This window comes from Ensifer sp. ENS06 (assembly GCF_014852205.1).
GTDB lineage: Bacteria > Pseudomonadota > Alphaproteobacteria > Rhizobiales > Rhizobiaceae > Ensifer > Ensifer adhaerens.
Genome location: NZ_JACVBC010000018.1, coordinates 34,299 through 52,198, shown reverse-complemented (window position 1 = coordinate 52,198; position 17,900 = coordinate 34,299). Strand labels below are relative to the sequence as shown.

15 protein-coding genes are annotated in these 17,900 nt (G+C 64.0%); 4 read left to right on the top strand and 11 right to left on the bottom strand.

Features of this window, described 5'->3' with window-relative positions; all coding sequences use genetic code 11:
- The 6 genes from IB279_RS33470 to IB279_RS33445 form a co-directional block, all read right to left on the bottom strand.
- On the bottom strand, positions 1-978 hold the full coding sequence (locus tag IB279_RS33470; RefSeq protein WP_060529168.1) for an ABC transporter permease: 978 nt from the start codon (positions 976-978) through the stop codon (positions 1-3).
- Between the two features lie 193 nt (positions 979-1,171).
- Entirely contained in the window at positions 1,172-2,821 is a 1,650-nt protein-coding gene (locus IB279_RS33465; RefSeq protein ID WP_090299195.1) for an ABC transporter substrate-binding protein, read from the bottom strand.
- A gap of 40 nt (positions 2,822-2,861) precedes the next feature.
- Complete coding sequence (locus IB279_RS33460) at positions 2,862-3,884, bottom strand: glycoside hydrolase family 3 protein (RefSeq protein WP_192340633.1); 1,023 nt, start codon at positions 3,882-3,884, stop codon at positions 2,862-2,864.
- Positions 3,885-3,905: 21 nt separating this feature from the next.
- Entirely contained in the window at positions 3,906-4,385 is a 480-nt protein-coding gene (locus IB279_RS33455) for a GNAT family N-acetyltransferase (protein WP_034790046.1), read from the bottom strand.
- Positions 4,386-4,832: 447 nt separating this feature from the next.
- Positions 4,833-5,201 (bottom strand): YbaN family protein, encoded by a 369-nt coding sequence (locus tag IB279_RS33450; protein WP_082572828.1) that lies wholly within the window; start codon positions 5,199-5,201, stop codon positions 4,833-4,835.
- Between the two features lie 19 nt (positions 5,202-5,220).
- A complete protein-coding gene (locus tag IB279_RS33445; RefSeq protein WP_060519920.1) occupies positions 5,221-5,910 on the bottom strand; it encodes a DUF2161 domain-containing phosphodiesterase in 690 nt (229 codons plus the stop codon).
- A gap of 275 nt (positions 5,911-6,185) precedes the next feature.
- On the opposite strand from IB279_RS33445, the gene IB279_RS33440 reads away from it, so the two are divergent.
- Together IB279_RS33440 and IB279_RS33435 are read left to right on the top strand one after the other, a co-directional pair.
- Positions 6,186-7,520 carry a nodulation protein NfeD gene (locus IB279_RS33440; protein ID WP_192340631.1) on the top strand — a complete coding sequence of 445 codons (1,335 nt, stop codon included), beginning with the start codon at positions 6,186-6,188 and terminating at the stop codon, positions 7,518-7,520.
- Positions 7,521-7,574: 54 nt separating this feature from the next.
- A complete protein-coding gene (locus IB279_RS33435) occupies positions 7,575-8,360 on the top strand; it encodes a slipin family protein (protein WP_192340629.1) in 786 nt (261 codons plus the stop codon).
- On the opposite strand, the gene IB279_RS33430 is transcribed toward IB279_RS33435, so the two are convergent.
- The 5 genes from IB279_RS33430 to IB279_RS33410 form a co-directional block, all read right to left on the bottom strand.
- A complete protein-coding gene (locus IB279_RS33430; RefSeq protein ID WP_034790037.1) occupies positions 8,361-9,173 on the bottom strand; it encodes an inositol monophosphatase family protein in 813 nt (270 codons plus the stop codon). It abuts the gene before it with no gap.
- Positions 9,174-9,206: 33 nt separating this feature from the next.
- Entirely contained in the window at positions 9,207-10,268 is a 1,062-nt protein-coding gene (locus tag IB279_RS33425; RefSeq protein ID WP_034790301.1) for an ABC transporter ATP-binding protein, read from the bottom strand.
- Between the two features lie 8 nt (positions 10,269-10,276).
- Positions 10,277-12,511 (bottom strand): iron ABC transporter permease, encoded by a 2,235-nt coding sequence (locus IB279_RS33420; protein ID WP_034790035.1) that lies wholly within the window; start codon positions 12,509-12,511, stop codon positions 10,277-10,279.
- 140 nt (positions 12,512-12,651) lie between these two features.
- Positions 12,652-13,677, bottom strand: coding sequence for an ABC transporter substrate-binding protein (locus tag IB279_RS33415; RefSeq protein WP_034790034.1), 1,026 nt, complete (start codon positions 13,675-13,677; stop codon positions 12,652-12,654).
- A gap of 128 nt (positions 13,678-13,805) precedes the next feature.
- Positions 13,806-14,828: an ABC transporter substrate-binding protein gene (locus tag IB279_RS33410; protein ID WP_234798799.1), complete on the bottom strand. Its 1,023-nt coding sequence runs from the start codon at positions 14,826-14,828 to the stop codon at positions 13,806-13,808.
- Between the two features lie 218 nt (positions 14,829-15,046).
- Between IB279_RS33410 and IB279_RS33405 the strand changes: the two genes are divergently transcribed.
- Entirely contained in the window at positions 15,047-15,787 is a 741-nt protein-coding gene (locus tag IB279_RS33405; RefSeq protein ID WP_034790032.1) for a response regulator, read from the top strand.
- Entirely contained in the window at positions 15,784-17,877 is a 2,094-nt protein-coding gene (locus IB279_RS33400) for a nitrogen regulation protein NR(II) (protein WP_060519911.1), read from the top strand. Before IB279_RS33405 ends, IB279_RS33400 begins: the two co-directional genes overlap by 4 nt.
- The last annotated feature ends 23 nt before the right edge of the window (positions 17,878-17,900 follow it).

Below are 17,900 nucleotides of genomic sequence, written 5' to 3'. Positions count from 1 at the left end.
TCACGCCCTCTTCAGTCGCGGGTCGAGCAGCACGTAGCTGACGTCGACGATGAAATTGGCAATGAGCATGGTGGCGGTCATGATCAAGAGCTGTCCCTGGATGACGGGGTAATCGCGGGCGAGGATCGCCTGGTAGAGAATGTTGCCGAGGCCCGGATAGTTGAACACCACCTCGGTCACCAGCGAGCCGCCGAGCACAGTGCCGATGGCGATGGCAAGGCTCGAGACGGTCGGCAGCAGGGCGTTGCGCGCCGCATACCAGATCATCACGCGGGTGTCGGAGAGCCCCTTCGCGCGGGCCATGACGATGTAGTCTTCGCCGAGCAGGTTGATCATGTTGTTGCGCATGGTCACGGCGAAGCCGCCGGTCAGAACCGCGCAAAGCGTCAGCATCGGCAGGATGCCGTGGTAGAGGATGCTGCCGATATATTCGAACGTGAAGGCGGGATCGAGCGCCGGATCGGCGGCATAGCCGGTCGGGAACCAGCCAAGCGTGAAGCCGAAGGTGAAGACGACGATCAGCGAGGTGACGACGGCGGGAACCGAGGTCGCGAAGATCGCGCCGACGGAAACGATGACGTCGAACAGGCTGCCACGGCGCCAGGCCGCGAGAATGCCGAGGAAGGTGCCGAGCGCGAAACTGACGATGGTGGCAGTTCCCATCAGACCGACGGTCCAGACGAGTGCGTTGCCGAGCACGGTGGTCACCGGCAGCGGGAAATACTTGATGGAACGGCCGAGGTCGCCGCTGAAGATGCTGCCGAGATAGGTGAGGTACTGCTGCCAAAGGGGGCCATCGACGAAGCCGAAGGTGAGTTTCAGGGCCTGCAGGCTTTCGGGCGGCAGTTCAGCGCCGGCGCTCGAAAACATGATCTGCACCGGATCACCGGGCATCAGCCGCGGCAGGAAAAAGTTGATCGTCGCCGCTGCGACGAAGGCCGCCAGATAGAAGCAGAGGCGGCGAAGCAAAAAGGCCATCGGGAACTCCATCGACTGCGGCTGCCGCAAGAGCGCGTCAGGCGGCAGGGCTGTCTTCTTGTCGAACCGCCCGTGGAGACTGACCCCAAGGACGATTGCGTGGCGGACGAAAAGCGCCCGCCACCGTTGCCGATCGAGATGCGGCGCCCTCCCGGATCGTCGTCCGAAAGGGCGCCGCGCCTTCGATCAGGGATCACTTCACCGGTTCAAGCGCCAGCAGGTGCAGAAGACGCGCCGGGTTGTTGCGGGTGATCGACGGGTTGACGAAGGGGTTTTCCGCCGTCGCCCAGCCCTTGAAGCGCTTGGTGTTGTACTGGTACCAGTTCGGGTTGTTGAACACCGGGATCATCGGCATGTTTTCGGCGACGATGCGCTGTGCCTTGTTCATCGCTTCCTTCTGCTTGGCCGGGTCGGCGGTCTGGGTGAACTCGGTCAGAAGCGCTTCGACATCCGGATTGAACCAGCGTTGCGAGGTAAAGCGGGTCTTGCCCTTGTCCGACGCGCTGAAGGCGCGCTTGTAGGGGTAGTAGGGCGAGGCCGATGCCGGCAGGCTGTTGATCGCCGCATCGAAGGTGCCGTTGATGAGGTTGCCGGTCCAGACCGCTTCCTCGGGCGTCTCGATCTTGCCGTCGAGGCCGACGGCCTGCAGGCCCTCGACGGCGATCGTCACCGTGTCGATCCAGTCGGTCCAGGAGCTCGGAACGATGATCGAGAACGAGATCTTGCTGCCATCCGGGTTGTCGCGGAAGCCGTCGCCGTCCTTGTCGGCGTAGCCGGCCTCGTCGAGCAGCGCCTTGGCGGCATCCGCATCGTACTTGCCGTACTTGCCGAAATCGGCGGCGACCGACGGATCGGCCCAGCTCTTGTAGAGCTCGCCCATTCCTGCCGGGTCTTCGTTGAGCGTCGGGTAGCCGTAGCCGGCGACGTCGACCATGGTGCCGCGGTCGAGCGCCATCGAGGCGGCACGGCGGAACTTCACGTCGTTGAAGGCCTTGCGGTTGTTTTCGTTCGCCGTTTCCTGGTTGAACAGGAAGGCGACCATGCTGCTTGGCGAATACCAGAAGTGGAAGTGTTCCGGATCCTTGGCGACATAGACGTTCTCGATATCCGGGATGAAGGAGACGCCCCAGTCGAGCGTGCCCGACGCGGTCGCCGTCAGGATCTGGTTATTGTCGGCAAGCTGCGGGAAGCGCACGCAGTCGACCTTGAGCGTTGCTGCGTCCCAGTAGTGCGGGTTGCGGCACTGGTCGTAGGTCTGGCCGGTGAAGCGCGGGATTTCGGTCAGCGGACCGCTGCCGACGGGCGTTTCGTTGGCGAAGGTGACCGGCTCGGCAATGTCCTTCCAGACGTGCTCGGGCACGATCGGCAGCTGCGCCAGCTGTTCGGCTGCAAGCGAGCTCGGATTGGCGAGCGTGAAGCGCACGGTCTCAGCGTCCACGGCCTCGACACCGGTGATGAAGGTCCAGATGCTGACGAAGTCGAGCGCCGGGAACTTCTTCAGGTAGTCGTAGGTGAACTTGACGTCGGTCGCCGTCAGCGGCTTGCCGTCGGACCACTTGAGGTTTGGACGAAGCTTGAACTCGATCGACTTCAGGTCGTCCGAGAGCTTGAAGCTTTCGGCCAGCCGGAAGACCGGCTTGTTGCCGTCGAAGCGGTTGAAGACGACCAGCGGCTCGTAGATGAAGTCGAGCGTGCTCTGGCGCGCCGAGGTCTGGTTGAACGGGTTGAAGTTGCGAACCCAGGTGGTCGCCGGCTCGATATTGGCCGTCAGCACGGTCTGTGCCGCCGCCGGGCCGGCGATGAGGGCGAGCGCGGTCGCTGCGCCGAGAAGCGATTTTTTCACGGTAGTTCCCCTTTTAGATCGCTAGGATTTCTTGTTTCGGTCAGGCCACGAGGGCGCTGTTGAACATGTCCTCGACTTCCGCATGCACGGCGCGCACATCGACCTTGAGCGTGCCGAGCCGGGCGTTGGCGGCGTCGATGCGTTTCTGCGCGGCGGCGGTCAGCGGGCTTGCCGCCTTGGCTGCCGCTTCGCTTTCGGCGAGATCACCATGGCTGTGGAGCGCGATGTCGAAGCCGGCATCGAGCACCTGGCGAACACGCTCCGGCAGGGTGCCGCGCAGCGATTCCATGAAGATGCAGTCGGAGATGAGGACGCCGTCATAGCCCATGTTTTTGCGGATGACGTCGTGCATGATCGGCGAGATGGACGCCGGCAGTTCCTTGTCGAAGGCCGAGTAAACGACGTGGGCGACCATGGCCCAGGGCGTGTCGCGCAGGGCGACGAAGGGCTTGAAATCGGTGGACGTCAGCAATTCACGCGAGGCGTCGACGACCGGGCGCTCCTTGTGCGAATCGAGCGTCGCGCGGCCATGGCCGGGAATGTGCTTCATGATCGGCATGTTGCCGGTCTCGAGCAGGCCGTCGACCACTTCGCGGCCGAGTGCGGCGATGAAGTCCGGGTCGGCGCCGAAGGCGCGGGCGCCAATGACGGAGCTCGTCGTCGAGAAGACGAGGTCGAGCACCGGCGAGCAGCCGCTCGTCAGGCCAAGATCGGTCATCATCGTGCCCATGGCCTGGCTTGACAGGCGCAGGGCCTTCTTGCCGAGGGCAAAGTCACGGCGGGCGAGTTCGGCAAATTCGCCGAAGGAGCGGAACAGCGGCCAGGGGCCGGCGTCGAGATGCTGAACGCGTCCGCCTTCCTGGTCGGTGAAGACGGGAGCGTCTTCGCGGCCGACGGCTTCGCGGAAGCGTTCGATCAGAGCCTTTGCCTGCTGCGGATCACGCAGGTTACGGCGGCCAACGAAGAGACCGAGCGGGTTGGTTTCGCGAAACAGGGCGAACTCGTCCTCCGAAAGCGTAGGGTTCGGAAGACCGACAAAAAGGGCGAGGGGTGTCGAGGACATTCAGAGGCTCCGAGATTGGAATTATTTGGAGGGGCGGCGCAGCATGCCCTGGTAGATCCCCTTGTCGGGGGCGGGGATCGGCACGGCGCCCACGGTCTTTGCGTAGAAATCGACCGGGCCGGCGTCGCCGATGAAGGCATAGGCGTGGCCAAGCGTCTTCATGGTGTCGAGGCAGTCGGAAAGCAGGGCGACGCCGATGCCCTTGCCGCGGGCGACGGGATCGACGCCAGTCGGGCCGAAGAAGCCGGGAGCGGTCGTGTCGTAGCAGGCGAAGCCGACGAGCTTGCCGTCGTCAACCGCGATAAGACAGGCGACGGGCCTGCGCGTGAAGGCGACAGTCACCTCGCTCGCCCAGTTCTCGCTAAAATTCTCCCGAACCCAGCCGACGACCAGGCCCATTTCCGGCGGCAAGGCGGGACGGATCGTCACCTTGTCGGTTTTTGTTCTGCGCTTGAGTTCACCGAGGATCGGCGAATACAAGCTCACCAGCATGTCAGGCATATGCTCCTCCACATATTCCTTTATTAAGGAATTGCTGCCTTTGTAATGCAATAGATGGAGCCAACCGGACCGGCTTGTCAATCGCCAATCGTCAGTTTTGGGGGTCTATCTGCGTTCAGCAGGTGCCTATGTGAGCCGATGAAACGTTTCCACGGCCGTTCGCGATGCATAAATTCACGCGATCGTGCATTGCGTGGATGCGGAACAACGGTCGAGCAAGAGAGCGAGCCGGTGCGCGGCCGCGGAAATTGCACATTTGTACAACTTTGTTCTTGAGTTGTTCGAAGTATATTTTGATTTACAAAAACACTAAGTATGGATGTATACGCTTATAGCGTGTGCGCCCGGAGAATATTTCGACCTTTTCGCGCGCAATCAAGTATTTCTTGAGAGGAAAAGTATCGTTTCCCGTTTGCACCGGCCTGGTTCGTTGGCCGTGCCGACCGGCTACTCCGCTGGACGCGTCAGGATGAAAAGCGCGGGAAGCGCCATTGCGGCTGCGACGATAGCGGCGAGCGAGAGGCTCGGATTGCCGAAGAAAAGGAAGAGGCCGAAGCTGGCGGCCATCAGGCTGACCGCACCGGTCTTGGCCCGCCGGGATATCGCCCCCTTTTCGCGCCACAGCCGAAGTGGGGCCCCGAAGACCCGGTGGTTGAGCAGCCATTGCTCCAGCCGGGGCGAGGCGCGGGCAAAGAGCCCGGCTGCCAGCAACAGGAACGGCGTCGTCGGCAGGATCGGAAGAAAGGCGCCGATGACGCCGAGGCCGACCATCAGCCATGCGAGGCAAAGATAGAGAAGGCGAAGCGCGGGGTTCACCGGAGGGCTCCAGGCTGTGTCATGCTTCGGATGCCTCGGCGATCACGACCGTTGCGGTCTCGAGCGGAGGCCAGCGGCGAAGTGCTTCGGCGCCCTGTTCCGACAGCGCGTAGATGCCGCGGTCGACCCGCTCGAACCAGCCATAGACGTTGCTGAGCAGGATTTTGGCGGCATCGGGTGCTACCGGGCGCAGATCGCGCGGGCGCTGCTGGCCGACTTGCAGGGCGGCAGCGCAGGCGAGCGCCTGCTGCCGATACGCGGTCATGATCGGTGTGCGCGTGGCGCCACCCGCGGTCGGATCGCCCTTGCGGCGGCGATGCTCGCTGATCAGGCGCGCTCTTTTCCTGTTGTTCTTGCGCGGCATCACCGCGGAAGCCGCGAGAATAACATCGACCATGCCATTGTCGGCGACCGCCAGCATCCCGAAGCCGAGCCGGCGGCAGAGATCGCGGAAACGCCGGTCACTCTCCCGCCCCTTGCCCTTGGCCGAAACACGGGCGGCGACCCACACCTCGTCGCCCGCGGTGGCGCGATCGACCGCCTGCAGGATCAATTCGAGGTTGAAGCTCAGCTTCAGTTCGCACACGACCACCAGCGGCGGTTCGTCGTCGCTGAGCGCGACGATATCGCAGCCGCCGATCTCGCCCTTGACGCTGTAGCCGCGGGTTTCGAGGAAGCTCTTGATCGGTTGGTAGAGGGTCGTCTCCAAACCCAAAAATCCTGTTCTGCTGAAACCGGAAGGCGCCACGAAGGCAGCCTCGAATTGGCGGCGAAGCGTTGCCGCTCAAATGAACATCTAGCAGATACCGCCGATCGCCGCCGTTGTCATCCCGTCGCAGCCGAGAGGCCGCCGGCGTCCTGTGCTCTGACGTGCGGACCCGCTGGCGCAGTAGAGGCCTTCGCTTCGTGCTAACCTTGTGTTGTGCTATCATGCGGCGCGTGGCCCTCTTCGCAGGTGTCGAGCATGCGAGGTTCTGACGACGGATGTTGCGAACCCTCACGCTGTTGTTTTTGTTGATCTTGTCCTTCGCGTTTCCAGCTTCGTCGCGGGCCGAAAACGATCGGGTCGCCTTGGTGCTGCATGTCAACGGCGCCATCGGTCCGGCGACCGCCGAATATGTCAGGCGTGGCCTGACGAAGGCGGAAGAGCACCGCCTGCCGCTGGTGGTCCTGCAGGTGGATACGCCCGGCGGCCTCGACACCTCGATGCGCGAGATTATCCGCGCGATCCTTGGCTCGCCCATACCCGTCGCAACCTACGTTGCGCCGAGCGGCGCGCGGGCGGCGAGCGCCGGCACTTACATCCTTTATGCCAGCCACATTGCGGCGATGGCGCCGGGAACGAACCTCGGCGCCGCGACGCCGATTGCGATCGGTGGCGACATGTTCGGTGAGGGTAAGGACGGCGACAAACAGCCGGCGGCGCAGAGCCCGGGCGAGGCAAAAATGGTCAACGATGCCGTGGCCTATATCCGCGGGCTGGCGGAGTTGCGCGGGCGCAATGCCGACTGGGGCGAAAAGGCGGTGCGAGAGGCTGCAAGCCTCTCGGCCGAGGCCGCCGTCCGGGAAAAGGCCGTCGATTTCACCGCGACCGACGTTGCCGATCTCCTGAAGCAGGCGAACGGGCGGACGGTGCGCGTGGGGCAGCGAGAGATCGTGCTCGATACCGCAGGTCTTACGACCGAGGACTTCGTGCCCGACTGGCGCACCCGGCTGCTTTCAGTGGTCACTGATCCCAATATCGCGGTCGTCCTGATGATGATCGGCATCTACGGCTTGATCTTCGAGTTCCTGTCGCCGGGGTCGGTGGCGCCGGGAACGATCGGCGGCATCTGCCTGTTGCTCGGGCTCTATGCGCTTTCGGTGCTGCCCGTCAGTTATGCCGGCATAGGGCTGATCATGCTCGGGATCGGATTGATGGTCGCCGAGGCGCATTCGCCATCCTTCGGCGTGCTCGGCGCCGGCGGCAGTTTTGCACTGGTTCTGGGCGCGGCCATTCTCTTCGATACGGATACGCCGGGTTTTGGGGTTTCCTGGTCCGTGCTGGCGGCGCTTGCGGTTGCAAGCCTCGGTTTTAGCCTTCTGGTCGCTCGGCTCGCCTTCAGTTCGAGCCGCCACGCGGTGGTGACCGGCAGCGAACAGATGATCGGCCTTGCCGGCACGGTCGAAAATTGGACCGGCGCGGCCGGTTACGTCATCGCCCATGGCGAGCGCTGGCAGGCCGTCAGCACGGAGACGCTGTCGAGGGGCGAGAACGTGAAGGTCATCGGGCGGAACGGACTGACGCTCGAAGTGATCCGCGACGGACCAAAGACATAGCGCCCGCGGATCGGGTGAGGGCGCGGTGAAGGCGCCCGGAATGGAGGAATGGTCATGGACATGTTCGGGAGCCTTGCTCCTTTTGCTGCGTTGCTGGTGCTCGTCATTCTCGTCATCGCCTATTCGATCCGGATCCTGCGTGAATATGAACGGGGCGTGATCTTCACCCTCGGCCGGTTCACCGGCGTCAAGGGGCCGGGGCTGATCCTGCTTGTGCCCTATGTGCAGCAGATGGTGCGGGTCGATCTCAGAACCCGGGTGCTGGACGTGCCGAGCCAGGACGTCATCTCTCATGACAACGTTTCCGTTCGGGTCAGCGCCGTGATCTATTTCCGGGTGATCGACGCCGAGAAATCGACGATCCAGGTCGAGGACTTCATGATGGCGACGAGCCAGCTGGCGCAGACGACCCTGCGGTCCGTGCTTGGCAAACATGATCTCGACGAGATGCTGGCCGAGCGTGATCGGCTGAACGACGATATCCAGAAGATCCTCGACAGCCAGACGGATGCCTGGGGCATCAAGGTGGCGACCGTCGAGATCAAGCATGTCGACATCAACGAGGCCATGGTTCGGGCGATTGCCCGTCAGGCGGAGGCCGAACGCGAGCGGCGCGCCAAGGTGATCAATGCCGAGGGTGAGCAGCAGGCCGCGGCCAAGTTGCTCGAGGCCGCCGAGATCCTCGCCCGGCAGCCTCAGGCCATGCAGTTGCGCTATCTGAGCACCTTGAACGTCATTGCCGGCGAGAAGAACTCGACCGTGATCTTCCCGTTCCCGATGGAACTCGGTGGTCTGCTGGGATTCAAGCCCGACAAACCCACCGGCTCGGCGCAAGAGTGATCAAGCTGCTGCCCGGTCAAGCTGGGCGACCTTCAGCAGGTCATCGACGGCGCTGGGGGCTGCGGCCAACACCGGCGCCCAATGCGTCAGCGCCTCGCCCCGCGCGGGGAAAGGCAGCGTCCAGCCGCCGGCTTCGGTCACCAGGCAATAGCCGCCAAGGCAGTCCCAGGCATGCATGTAGGGTTCGTAATAACCGACGAGGCGACCTGCCGCCACATAGGCGATCATCAGTGCGCCGGAACCGTTGCGCATGAAGTTGCCGCCATTCGAGAGCAGGCGCTCGACGATGGCACCCATCTCGCCAGGTTTCACCTGATCGTTGGCGCCAAGCCCGGTGACGGCGTTGCGGATCGTGCGCGTGCCGTCGAGACGAAGCGGCTTGCCGTTCAGCGTCGCGCCCCGGCCGGTTGCAGCGGCATAGATTTCCTGGTGGCAGGGCGAGTGGATCACGCCGATAACGGGTTTCTCCGCATAGACCACCGCAATCGAGACGCACCAGTTTGGCATGCCGTTGACGAAGGGCGTGGTGCCGTCGATCGGATCGAGCACCCAGGTGAAGCCGGATGTGCCGTCGAGAAGTCCATGCTCCTCTCCGAGCACGCCATCGTCCGGAAACGCGGCGGCGATCTTGTCGCGGATCAACGTCTCGACGTTGCGGTCGGCGATCGACACGACGTCGTGGGCGTCACGCTTGGTTTCGATGACGAGTGTTTCCCGCTTCAGGAAGTAATCGTAGGCGAGCTGGCCGGCCTCCTCGGCCATGGATTTAGCAAGCGCGAACCGGGCATCGAGGCCGGCAATTTCAGCAGTCATGCAAGTGTCCTTCTCGTATCCAGTTGTGAAAAGTCATGCGTCAATCAAAGCGAGGCCGCGGCTGCGGAAACCGATCGCGACCTCCGTTGCCGGAGATAGCATTTCCTCCACCGCCTGATCGACAACAAAGAGGAGACCCGCCGGCGTTTCGACCTCGTATTCGACGTGGCCGCCGAGATAGGCGGCGCTGCTGATCGTGCCTGAAAGGGCCGCACCCTTGGCTGGCGTCAGCGTTACCGCGTTGGGCCGTACGGCGAGTTTCGACGGACCCGTCCGGGTGCCCTTGGAGGGCAGGCGGTGCTCAAATCCGCCGATGCGGATCGTCGCCAGGCCGGCGTCGGTCGCGGTCACCTCGCAGGGCAGCACATTGGCCTCGCCCATGAAGTCGGCGATGAAGGTGGAGGCCGGCGCTTCATAGAGGTCGCGCGGCGCACCTTGCTGCGCGATCGCGCCATCTTTCATGACGATGATGCGGTCGGAAACGGCAAGCGCCTCGTCCTGGTCGTGGGTGACGTAGACGGCGGTGAACCCGAGGCGCTGCTGCAACTCGCGGATTTCTGTGCGCACCTTGCGGCGCAGTCGCGCGTCGAGGTTGGACAGCGGTTCGTCGAGCAGCAACACCTGCGGTTCGAGCACGAGCGCGCGGGCAACGGCGACGCGTTGCTGCTGGCCGCCCGAAAGTTCGGCCGGAAGCCGCTGGCCGAGGCCGCCGAGGCCGACGAGCTGCAGGCCTTCTTCGGCGCGCTCACGCGCTTCCTTCTTCTTGATTCCCGAGGATTCGAGGCCGTAGGCGACATTGTCGAGCGCCGACATGTGCGGGAAGAGCGCATAGGACTGGAAGACCATCGACACGTCGCGCTCGTTGGCCGGCAGCATGGTCACGTCCTTGCCGCCGATCAGGATCCGGCCGGCGGAAGGGTGTTCGAGGCCGGCCAGCATACGCAGCGTCGTCGTCTTGCCGCAGCCGGAGGGGCCAAGCAGGGTCACCAGCGTGCCCGGCTCGATGGTGAGCGACAGGTCGTGGATGGCGGTGAAGCTGCCGAACTGCTTGCGCACGTTCTGGAAGACGACCGAGCCGGTGCGCGGGGTGCTCATGGAGGTGCTCATGCGGTTTTCTCCTGGGAGATGGTGTTGGACGAACGGACCGGAGCGGCGCCGAGGACGCGGTTCTCGCGCCTCAGCTTGCGTTCGCCGACGAGGAGTTGCAGGCCGGTGATGACGGTGATCATCACCAGGATGAGGGCCGAGGAGTAGGCGATCGCCACGCCGAACTCGCCGTTTTCGACAAGGCCGACGATGTAGGCGGTGGCCATGTTGTACTCGGCGCTGACGAGGAAGACGACGGCGCTGATCGAGGTGATCGCCCGGACGAAGGAATAGACGAGTGCCGCGACGATCGCCGGACGCAGCAAGGGCAGGATGACCTTGCGCAACGTGCGGAAGCTCGTTGCCCGAAGCGTCAGCGACGCCTCGTCGAGGCTCTTGTCGAGCTGGCTCATCGCCGCAATGCCGCCGCGCACGCCGACCGGCATGTTGCGGAAGACGAAGCAGGCGACGAGGATCAGCGCCGTGCCGGTCATTTCGAGCGGCGGCAGGTTGAAGGCGATGATGTAGCTGATGCCGATGACGGTGCCGGGGATAGCAAAGCTCAGCATCAGCGCGAACTCGAAGACATCACGGCCGGCGAAACGCTGGCGCACGATCAGATAGGCCGTCAGCAACCCGACCATAGCCGTCAGTGGTGCTGCGATCAGCGAGATCTCCATGGTCGTCCAGAAGGAGTTCCAGGCAACACCCGTCCAGGCGATTGCGCCGTCGGCAAACGAGATCGAGAAGGCCTTGGCGTAGTGGTCGAGCGTCAGCGAGTTGTCGAGACCCCAGGTCTTCACGAAGCCGCCGAAGAGGATCATGCTGTAAACGACGACGGTGAAGATCATCCAGGGAATGACGATGGCGTGAACGCCGATCGAGATCGAGCGTGGCAATGCACTGTGGGCACCGGAATCGCCCTTGCCGGTCACGGTCGAATAGTTCTTGCCGGCGAGCCAGTAGCGTTGCGCCACGAAGGCCGTGAGCGTGAAGCAGAGAAGGATGATGGCGAGTACGGCCGCACGGGACGGATCGTTCTGCGCGCCGACGACGGCGAAGAAGATTTCGGTCGAGAGCACGCCATGGCTGCCGCCGAGCACCAGCGGATTGCCGAAGTCGGCCATGCTTTCGATGAAGCCGATGAGGAAGGCGTTCGCCAGGCCCGGCTTCATCAGCGGCAGAGAGACGGTCCAGAAGGTGCGCCAGCGATCGGCGCGCAACGTCTGCGACGCCTCTTCCATCGAAGGGCTGACCCCTTCGACGACGCCGATCAGCACGAGGAACGAAATCGGGGTGAAGGAGAGGACCTGCGCGATCCAGATGCCGGTAAGGCCATAGAGCCAGCGCCCCGGTTCGACGCCGAAGGCATCCGAGAGAAATTCGGTAACGACCCCGGCGCGGCCGAAGAGCAGCGTCAACGCCAGGCCGATGACGAAGGGCGGCGTGATGATCGGCAACACCGTCAAGAGCCGCATGCCCTTCTTGAAGGGGAAGCGGGTGCGGGTGGCGACAAGCGCGAAGGCAAGGCCAAGCAGCGTCGAGCCGGACGCCGTCATCAGCGCCAGCCATAGGGTGCGCCAGGCGACGCCGCAGCGGCCTTCGCCGACGACACAGCTCAGGCTCCAGATCGAGGCGTCCTGGATATTGCGGATGAAACCATCCGGTTTGAACGAGCCGTCGAAATCCTGAACCGACGCCGCGAACATGCTGCCGACCGGATAGAAGACGAAGACGATGACGAGGGTCACGAGCAGGGAAATCGCCGCGACGATGAAGGCGTCGCCCTTGAGCACGCCGCGCTCGGCCAGCCCGAAGGCGAACAGAAGAACGAAGGTGAGTGCCATAAGCACGGCGCCGGCGCCCATTGACGGCTGACCGTCGGAAAGCGTGCCGAACAGGGTCTCGCTGATCGTCCAGGTCCAGCCGGAAAAGCCGATCGCCAGCCCCTGGAGAGCGAGATACAGAACCCCCGCTGCGCCGGCGACGGCAAGCAGAAGCCCTCGACGCGCGGGATCGCGGACGAAACGCGCTGCGACGCAGATGCCGAGCAGCGCCAGCGCCACGATCAGCCACGGCTTATCATGGGCGAAAATCTGCATCAGGCCGGGGGCAACGGCTAAATCCCCGGGGAAATCGGCAAGCCAGCCGAGCCCGAAGAAGCCGCCTTCGATACGATACCAGGGGACAGCCAAGAAGGCGGCCAGTCCGAGCCCGAGCGTGAGGTCGAGCCTGCGGTTGCGATGTTCCATGACGGTCCTTGCGCAATTTGGAATGAAAGATGATGTGACATTGCATCGCCGCGGCGCCTGCCGGAAGCGATGAACGACGGTTGGGACCGTTGGGCGGTGCCGGCCGGATCAATCACCCGGCCGAACCGTTCAGGCCGCGATCAGTTGGCGCTCGCGCCGACCTCGCGGTCCCAGCGCTCGAGCAGGGCTTTGCGTTTCTCGGCATCGCCGAAGGTGGCGAAATCGTAGTCGATCAGCTTGATGTCCTCGAACTTCGGTGCTTCCTTCGGCACTTCGGCCGACTTGTTGGACGGCAGCTGGAAGGACTTGGCGTCCTTCATGCGCGACTGGACCTCGGGCTTCAACGCCCAGTCGTACCAGGCCTTGGCATTGTCCAGGTTCTTGGCGCCGCGGATGATCGACATCGAGCCGATCTCGTAGCCGGTGCCCTCGCAAGGCGCGATCGACTTGATCGGGAAGCCTTCGGCAGTCTGTGCCACGGCGTCGTGCATGAAAACGATGCCGAGGCCGGCTTCGCCGCGTGCGGCTGCCTTCACCGGCGCTGAGCCGGACTTGGTGTACTGCGCGATGTTGCCGTTGAGCTTCTTGAGGTAATCGAAGGCCTGGTCCTCGCCCATGATCTGCACCAGTGAGGCAAGCGCGGTATAGGCCGTACCGGAAGAGTTCGGATTGGCCATCTGGATCTCGCCCTTCAGCGAGGCGTCGAGCAGGTCGGCCCAGCACTTCGGCTCCTTCAGGCCCTTCTTCTGGAAGATCTCGGTGTTGTAGCCCCAGCCGAGCGCGCCGGCATAAACGCCGACGGTGCGATAGCCGGAGCCTTCAGCCTGCTTCTTCGCCCAATCCTGGAGCTGGTCCAGCATCGGCGACTTGTATTCGAGCGTCAGGCCGTCGGAGGCTGCCTGCAGGTGCGGGTCGCCGGTGCCCGCCCACCAGATGTCGGTCTTCGGGTTGCGCGCCTCGGCGCGGATCTTGGCGTAGGTTTCGCCCGAAGACAGGCGAACCATGTTGACCTTGATGCCGGTTTCCTTCTGGAAGTCGCCGGTCATCTGTTCGCAGATGACCACGTCTGCGGAGCAGATGAGGTTGAGGCTGCCGGCAGCCTGGGCGGGCAGGGCGGCAAGCGCCGTGCCTGCAAAGAGCATGAGGGAAAGCGTCGTTGTTTTCATTGGGGCATCCTCCTGTTGCCTGTTTGAAACTTGGGCGCGAACGGGCATGGCGCGGCCATCGGCCTGCCCGCCGGGCGGCACGTTCACGATTTCGGTGCTGTGGATTTTGCTACGCTTCTGCGAAGCGCTCAGTTCGTCGCGGCGATCTCCGCGTCGAACCGTTTGAGCAATCGACTTCGTTCCTCCGGCGAGCCGAAGGTGGCGAAGTCGAAATCGACCATCTTGATCAGCGATATGTCCGGTGCGCCAGGCGGCAACTCCGCGCGGGCGTTGGATGGGACCTGGTTCTGGCCGGCAGCTGCACCCGTACCCTGGCCTTCCGGGGTGAGCGCGAAATCGACGAAGCTTTTCGCGTTTTCGAGATGGCGCGCGCCCTTGACGATGCTGACGGCGCCGATTTCGTAGCCGGTCCCTTCGCACGGCGCGACGATGACGAGTGGGAAGCCCGCCTGCTTCTGCGTGACCGCGTCATGCATGAAGGAGATGCCGATCAGGGTTTCCCCGCGTGCTGCCGCCTTGACCGGTGCCGAGCCGGCCGTGGTGTACTGGTCTATGTTGCGGTTGAGTGCGCCCATGAACCGGAAGGCCTCATCCTCGCCGAAGAGCTGCACCAGCGTTGCAAGCGTGGTGAAGGCGGTGCCCGACGAGTTCGGATTGCCGCTGCGGATACGGCCGCGATAGGCGTTGTCGGCGAGATCCTTCCAGCAGGTCGGGGCCGGCAATTTCAGCGTATGCAGCAGGTCGGCATTGTAGGCAAAGCCAAGCGCTCCGGCATAAATGCCCGCCGAACGTCCGCCGGAGATGGCGAAGAAATTCTGCGCCCAGGGCAGCATGTCGCGCTCATGCGCCGGCCGATAGGGTTCGAGCAAGTTCTCCGATCCCGCCTGCAGATGGGTGTCGCCTGTCCCGCCCCACCACACATCGACGGTAGGGGTGTCCTTTTCGGCCCGGATCTGGGTGAGGATGTCGCCGTTGCTCTTTCGGGTCATAGCGACCTCGATGCCCGACTTCGCCTCGAAAGCGGCCTTCATCGTCGCGCACCACGCTTCGTCGACACCGCAAAGCACGGTGAGCGCCGGTGCCGTCATGCCTGACGTGGCGGCGCACAGCCATAGGGCCACGCCCGCGCCGATAGCGGTAATGCCTTTCACGATGTCCTCCCATTTGGAGCGTTGCCGCCCCAATCTCCGCAATCAGGATGTCGGTATTCCCTGCGGGTCGCAACCCGCAGAATGGTTACCGTTCTTACAACACGGATGCGGCTTTGCCGTTTCAAGATTACAAAGATTACAAATGTGACAATGCGGATAACGCGAGCCGCTTTGATCATTGGGGCAGCCCCGCCTATGATGGCGGCGGGAGGACGTGCATGCTGAGTGAGAGAATACGGATTCTGATCGTCGAAGACGATCCGGACATGGCGGAGCTTGTTTCCGATCTGGTGGAGGCCGAAGGCTGGATGCCGCTGACGGCGCCATCGGCGGAGGCCGCCGCTGTCGTCCTCGAGCGGGAAACGGTGCACCTGGTGCTCGTCGACCACAACCTGCCTGGAGCCTCGGGCCGGACCTTTGCCCAGCGGCTGCGGGCGCGCACCAATATCGGCATCGTCATGGTAACGGCGGCAGGCAGCGCCGCGGATCGGGTGCTGGGACTGGAGACGGCCGCCGACGATTATGTCGTCAAGCCGTTCGAGCCGATCGAACTGACGGCCCGGATCAAGGCCGTGCTTCGACGGACTTACCCGTCGCTGAAGCCGGAGCGGGAGACCGAGCGCGAGCACGAGCCCGCGGCGCTGAAACTCGGCGACTGGTCGATCGACCTCAAGAGCCGGCGCGCGGTCTGCCTTTCCGATGCGACCCGCTCGCTCACCAGCGCCGAGTTCGCTCTGCTGGAAATTCTCGCGGAAACGCCGAACACGCCAGTCACCCGCGCCCATATCCTCGATCGGCTGGGCGCCGAAAGCGATCGCTATATCGACCGCAACGTCGATGTGCTCGTGCTTCGGCTCCGGCGCAAGATCGAGCGCAATCCGGACCTTCCGCGCCACATCAAGACGCGGCGCGGCAAGGGTTATGTGCTGGATACCGACGACGACGAGGCCCGGCCGTGATCAGCCGCCCGTTCCTTTCGTCGATCGCCTTCCGCCTGCCGTTTGCGATCGTCTTCATCTGCGTGCTCGTTTTCAGCCTGGCAACGGTCGCCGTGTTCGGCCTGCAACGGGCGCGTGACGAGATGGCGGCCTACGGGCTGCAGGCCTTTTCGAGCCTTGCCAAGGCCTCACTGGTTTCGCGCCAGGTTTCCGATCTCGTGTCCAGCGCGCCGTTCCTGATGAACGCAACCTCGCCCTATCGGGTGTCGAGCGAAAGCCGCTCGGTCGTCGCGCAGGTCGACGTCCTGCTTCAGACCATGGCGCCGGAGACCGGCAAGACAGCGGTCGAGGGCTTTGCCAGCGCGCACATCGTCGAGTTGCTGGATGCGATCCGCACACAGACTGTGACACTCGCCGCCGACGCGGATTCGGCCCAGCAGTACAAGGCCGATGCGGCAGCAGCGCTCGGAGAGATCGCCACCGGCAACGGCATAGCCGACGCAGAGGTTCGCCAGAGCCTCAACGCGATCGTGCAATCGGCATCCAATTCCGACAGCCTGTTCCAGCTTGGCGAACTGCGCCGCCGCTACGTTGCCGTAACGACGCCCCGGCTGGCGCCCGCCGGGCCGGATAGCCGGATTTCGGCAGCCGAGCTGACGCCCTATGAACGGGTGTTCGAGGCGCAGACCCACTATCTTCTGGAAATGTTCGCCATCCGCGCCGCGGTGGCGCGGCTGCACACGGTCTCGCGCGATCTTTCGCACGCCACGGAAACACAAAGCGAGGCCGTTGCCCGGGGGCTCAACGAGGATCTCGCCTCGACCTCTGATGCGCTGAGCCGACTGCTCGTCATCGTCGCGGTCTCCGCCCTGCTGGTGCTCGTCATGGCGATCTTCTCGATCCGCTCCGTCATGCGGGTGTCGCGCGGGATCGTGTCGCTCTCCAAGGGCATGAACGCGCTTGCCCAGGGGCGGCGTGACGTCGATACACCGAGCTACAAGGGGACTGAGACCGAGTTCCTGCGGCTGCTTGAAGCCTTCAGCGCCTTCCGCGAAAGCGTCGAGCGCGTGTCGCGGCTTCGTCGGACGGCCGAGGCGGCGGCGCGCACCATTCGCTCGACCTTCCGCAACATGAACGAAGGGATCGCGCTTTTCGATCCCGGCGGCAAACCGATCACGATGAATCGTCGCGTCATGGAGCTCGTCGGCTGGCCAGGCTCGGCGCGGAAGCTGCCGCTGCGCCGGTTCGTGAGCCCAATGCCGGAGATCGATCCAACCCTCTTGCCCGCCGATCGCGACGCGGGATCGCTCGACGACCGGTTGGTGCTGCGCCATCGCTCCGACATGGGCCGGGTGACCGAAGTCTCCCTGTCGCGGCAGCCGGACCGGGGCATCGTGCTGCTGGCGCGGGACGTGACGGAGATCGACCGGCAGGAGGCCGAGGCGGCGAAGGCGCAGCGGCTGGACGGGATCATGAGGATGACCCACCAGGTGAGCCATGAGGTCGGCAACATGATCGGCATCATCACTGGCAGCCTGGGGCTGCTGGAGCGCGAGACAGGCTTCAGCGACCGGCAGAAACGCCATATTGCCCGCATTCGCAAGGCGGCCGACCGGGGGCGTTCGCTGGCCTCGAGCATGCTGTCTGTCGGCAGCCAGCATCCACTCCAGCCGGGCGCGCTCGAAATCGGCGCGGTGCTGCGCGGCATGGCCGACGTGCTTGAAATCGCCGTCGGCGAAAAATGCCGGCTCGCCTTCGAGATTGCGGACGGCTTGCCCAACGTGAATCTCGATGCAGCGCTCTTCGAGCAGGCGATCCTCAACCTTTGCCTCAATGCCGCCGCGGCGATGCCGCTCGGCGGCACGATCCTCGTCCGCGCCGGCTGCGTCGAGAGTGATGTCGTCGTCTCGGTGACCGATGCGGGGATCGGCATGTCGCCGGGGGCGGTGGACAAGGCGTTCGAGCCCTACTTCACCACCCGTGACCAGGAGGGCGGTGCCGGACTTGGCCTCGCCGTCGTCTACGGCTTCGTTCGGCAAAGCGGCGGCGATGCCCGCATTCTCTCGCAGCCTGGGCGCGGAACGACGGTGGAACTTGTCTTTCCGCGCTGAAGCGATACCGGTTTCTCGGGCGC

Coding starts and splice junctions, on each gene's coding strand:
- IB279_RS33470 (WP_060529168.1), bottom strand. CDS start 978: ATGGCCTTTTTGCTTCGCCGCCTCTGCTTCTATCTGGCGGCCTTCGTC.
- IB279_RS33460 (WP_192340633.1), bottom strand. CDS start 3,884: ATGTCCTCGACACCCCTCGCCCTTTTTGTCGGTCTTCCGAACCCTACG.
- IB279_RS33455 (WP_034790046.1), bottom strand. CDS start 4,385: ATGCCTGACATGCTGGTGAGCTTGTATTCGCCGATCCTCGGTGAACTC.
- IB279_RS33440 (WP_192340631.1), top strand. CDS start 6,186: ATGTTGCGAACCCTCACGCTGTTGTTTTTGTTGATCTTGTCCTTCGCG.
- IB279_RS33435 (WP_192340629.1), top strand. CDS start 7,575: ATGGACATGTTCGGGAGCCTTGCTCCTTTTGCTGCGTTGCTGGTGCTC.
- IB279_RS33430 (WP_034790037.1), bottom strand. CDS start 9,173: ATGACTGCTGAAATTGCCGGCCTCGATGCCCGGTTCGCGCTTGCTAAA.
- IB279_RS33425 (WP_034790301.1), bottom strand. CDS start 10,268: ATGAGCACCCCGCGCACCGGCTCGGTCGTCTTCCAGAACGTGCGCAAG.
- IB279_RS33420 (WP_034790035.1), bottom strand. CDS start 12,511: ATGGAACATCGCAACCGCAGGCTCGACCTCACGCTCGGGCTCGGACTG.
- IB279_RS33415 (WP_034790034.1), bottom strand. CDS start 13,677: ATGAAAACAACGACGCTTTCCCTCATGCTCTTTGCAGGCACGGCGCTT.
- IB279_RS33405 (WP_034790032.1), top strand. CDS start 15,047: ATGCTGAGTGAGAGAATACGGATTCTGATCGTCGAAGACGATCCGGAC.